Here is a 3,163-nt window from a genome sequence, read left to right as displayed (position 1 = left end):
TGGGCGAGGTCAGCGTGCGGCTGGTGCTGGGCCACGCCGCGGCAGTGCTGGAAGCCACCGCTCTGGCGGCGCGGCTGAGCGCCCGGGAGGAGTTGCTGGCCCAGCGCTCGGACCAGCTTCGGATCTCCGACCAGACGCTGCGGGTCGCCTTCGAGGAAGCAGTGGTCGGAATGGCGATGATCAGCCTCGACCGATCCGATGCCGGCCGTTACCTGCAGGTCAACGATGCGCTGTGCCGGCTCACCGGCTACACCCGCGATGAGTTGCTCGCCCGCCCGTTCGAGGAGCTCACCCATCCCGAGGACCGGGGCCCGACCGCCTCGGCGATGCGGCGAGCGATGGCGGGCCGGCGCACGCCGTTCCGGACCGAGAAGCGATTCGTGCGCTCGGATGGCAGCATCTGCTGGGTGCGGGTGACCGCCGCTCCTTTGTTCGATGATGACGACCGGCCGCTGTTCGCCCTGGGCCAGGTCGAGGACCTGAGCCAGCGCGGTGACCACGACGCTGAACTGGCAGCCCGGTTGGACCCGTTGACCGGGATGCTCAACTCGGCCGCACTCGAGCAGGGCCTGGTAGAGAGCGTGCAACGCGCGCACCGGGTCGGCACCGGCTGCGCCGTCCTGCTCGCCGAACTCGACGGCTGGGAGGAGTTCACCGCCGGCGGGGGCCAGCCCGGCCTTGCCGATGACCTGCAGGTCGCGCTGGCCCGGCGGTTGCGCACGACCCTGCGGGGTGCCGACGTGATCAGCAGGGTGGGCGAGAACCAGTTCGTGATCATCACCGAAGAGGTCGGGCCCGAGCAGGTCAAGGCCGTGGCCCGGCGGCTTGAGGAGGCGCTGGCCACCCCCGAGACGATCGACGGCCGGGAATTCCCGATGTCGGCCAATCTGGGTCTGGCGGTGCTCGCCGGTGACTCCGGCGACGATGCCGGTCAGAGTGCGACGCTGCTGGCCCAGGCCAGGACCGCGCTCGTAGAGGCCCGGGCCGCCGGTGGCGGATCGCACGTCCTGTACCTCAACGACAGGGTCGAGCCGCCCAGCACGTCGCGCACCCTGTACGTCCACCCCGAGTGGCAGGCCCGCTCGCGCGGCTGAGTCGGTGCGGTCGAGCGCCGTCACAGAGGCGGGTGCGCGCAGGGGTGACGGCCACCCGCGCCAAAGGGCGGCCGTTTGGTTTCAGCGCACGGCTGCGCAGCCGATAGGAGGTCCGACGCCCCACAGTGAGGACCTGCTCTTATGTCGGGAGAATCAGCCCGCTCGCTTCGCAACGCCGCTCTCTCGGTAGGCGCGCTCGGCGCGTTGTCGCTGTCGGTGCCGATGTCACTCTGGCTGTCCCCGAGCGGGGTCTTCCCGGTGCTGCGACCGGTGGGTCACACGGTTCAGGCTCGCGCGCTCGACGGTGAGGGCCGGCTGCTGGACAGGCCGGCCCGGCTGCGACCCGGCTCCAGCACCGAGGTCGAGGTGACCGGGTTCAACCCGGACGAGCCGATCCTGCTGCGCAGCTCCGCGGGCGCGCCGGCCGTCTCCGGCGGCCGGGCCGACCAGGACGGCGTCTTCCACTACCGTCTCACGGTGCCGACCTCGATGTCCGGTGCCCATTCGCTGACCGTGATCGGCAGCCTCGACCAGGCCGGCTGGCAACCGGGCAGCGTGCCGCGGACCGCGGTGTTCCGGTTCGTCGTCAGCGCCGATCAGGCCGGTGATCGGTAGCCGCGGCCTCGGTTTCGGCGATCGAGAATGCGGTGTCGCGGCAGCGGACAAGCTCGCGCTGAACACCGCAAGCGGGCGTGCGGGTTGCTACTGTTCGACCCGACGCGATGCCCGAGGAGGCCGATGATGGCGGTGACCGCGGAGCAGATCCGCCGGGTGGCTATGAGTCTGCCGCGCACCACCGAGGGGCTGGTGCGTGATTACATCAAATTTCGAGTTGGCCGAATTGTTTACGTCTCCCTGTCTCCCGATGAATCCACGATGGGGTTCGGATATCCCCGGGAGCAGCGGGCCGCGTTGATCGCGGCAGAGCCGGCGAAGTTCATGATGCCCCGCAAATCCGATCAGCGGTACCAGTGGGTGGTGGCCCGCACGAGCGAGATCGGGCCGGTGGAGATGGCTGAACTGGTGCTCGACGCATGGTGCATAGTTGTGTCCAGGAAGGCAGCTGCCGATTTCATGACCACGTTGCCCAAGGATTGGCTGAGCGCCGTCCAGCTATGACGGTTGCGCGGCCGCAGTCACGACATGAGCGCCATCGTCGCGGCCTTGCTGGTCGAGAGGGGTATTCCATCCAGTGACGCACCATTCTCACCACACCCACCGGCTCGACTGGGAGGACGTCACCCTGCGGGAATGGGACTGCACGGTCCTGTGGTCTGATCCCGCGGACCCCGAGGCCGGTATCGTGCTGGACCGTTCGGCGTTCTATCCCGGTGGTGGCGGCCAACCACCCGATCACGGCGTGCTGCTGTGGGGCGGCGTGCAAACCCGGATCATCGGTACCCGCAAGGGCGATGACCTGTACCTGCTGCCGGCACCGCAGGACCCGGTTCCACCGGCTGGAACGGCGGTGCACGGCGCTCTCGACGACGTCCGGCGCAGCACCCTGATGCGAACCCACTCCGGGCTGCACGTGCTGTGCGGAACCGTGTTCCGCGATTTCGGTGCGCTGGTGACCGGCGGGAACATGGAACCGGGCGAGGCCCGGATGGACTTCAACCTGCCGGACATCCCCGCTGACTTCAAGCAGAGCCTGGAGGACGCGGTGAACGCCGAGATCGCCGCTGACCGGGCGATCCAGGTGCGGTTCCTGCCGCGGGACGAGGCGCTGGCCATCCCGGACATCATCCGTACCCAGGCGGTCTTCCCGCCCGAGGCCGATGAGTTGCGGATCGTGGACATCGTCGGCCTGGACGCCCAGGCCGACGGCGGAACGCATGTCGCCTCCACCCGCCAGATCGGGCATCTGCAGGTCTACAAGGTGGAGAACAAGGGACGGCAGAACCGCCGGGTACGGATCCGGCTCAGTAGCTGAGCGATCCAGACACGTTGTCAGGAGCCGGACGATGTTGCGAGCTGGCCGGTGCTGACGGCAGGCGGGCAACGGCCCGTCCGCGAGGCGCTGCTGCGGATACCGGGTAACGTGCCCACCAGGCCGTGAGATGCCCAGC

The 3,163-nt window shown here is 69.0% G+C and carries 4 protein-coding genes; all 4 read left to right on the top strand.

The window, feature by feature from the left end:
• Positions 1-1,094 (top strand): PAS domain S-box protein (locus VF542_RS11165; RefSeq protein WP_408651784.1); only part of this gene is annotated, 1,094 nt, incomplete at its 5' end.
• A gap of 141 nt (positions 1,095-1,235) precedes the next feature.
• Positions 1,236-1,709 carry a hypothetical protein gene (locus tag VF542_RS11160; protein ID WP_408651783.1) on the top strand — a complete coding sequence of 158 codons (474 nt, stop codon included), beginning with the start codon at positions 1,236-1,238 and terminating at the stop codon, positions 1,707-1,709.
• A gap of 126 nt (positions 1,710-1,835) precedes the next feature.
• On the top strand, positions 1,836-2,213 hold the full coding sequence (locus VF542_RS11155) for an MmcQ/YjbR family DNA-binding protein (RefSeq protein WP_408651782.1): 378 nt from the start codon (positions 1,836-1,838) through the stop codon (positions 2,211-2,213).
• Between the two features lie 73 nt (positions 2,214-2,286).
• The gene (locus tag VF542_RS11150) at positions 2,287-3,027 is read left to right on the top strand and encodes an alanyl-tRNA editing protein (RefSeq protein WP_408651781.1); all 741 of its coding nucleotides are present in this window, start codon (positions 2,287-2,289) and stop codon (positions 3,025-3,027) included.
• Positions 3,028-3,163 lie beyond the last annotated feature (136 nt).

This window comes from Jatrophihabitans sp., from assembly GCF_036389215.1.
Lineage (GTDB): Bacteria > Actinomycetota > Actinomycetes > Mycobacteriales > Jatrophihabitantaceae > Jatrophihabitans_A.
The sequence above is the reverse complement of the archived record's forward strand: the minus strand, read 5'-3'. Positions and strand labels throughout refer to the sequence as shown.

Coding starts and splice junctions, on each gene's coding strand:
- VF542_RS11160 (WP_408651783.1), top strand. CDS start 1,236: ATGTCGGGAGAATCAGCCCGCTCGCTTCGCAACGCCGCTCTCTCGGTA.
- VF542_RS11155 (WP_408651782.1), top strand. CDS start 1,836: ATGGCGGTGACCGCGGAGCAGATCCGCCGGGTGGCTATGAGTCTGCCG.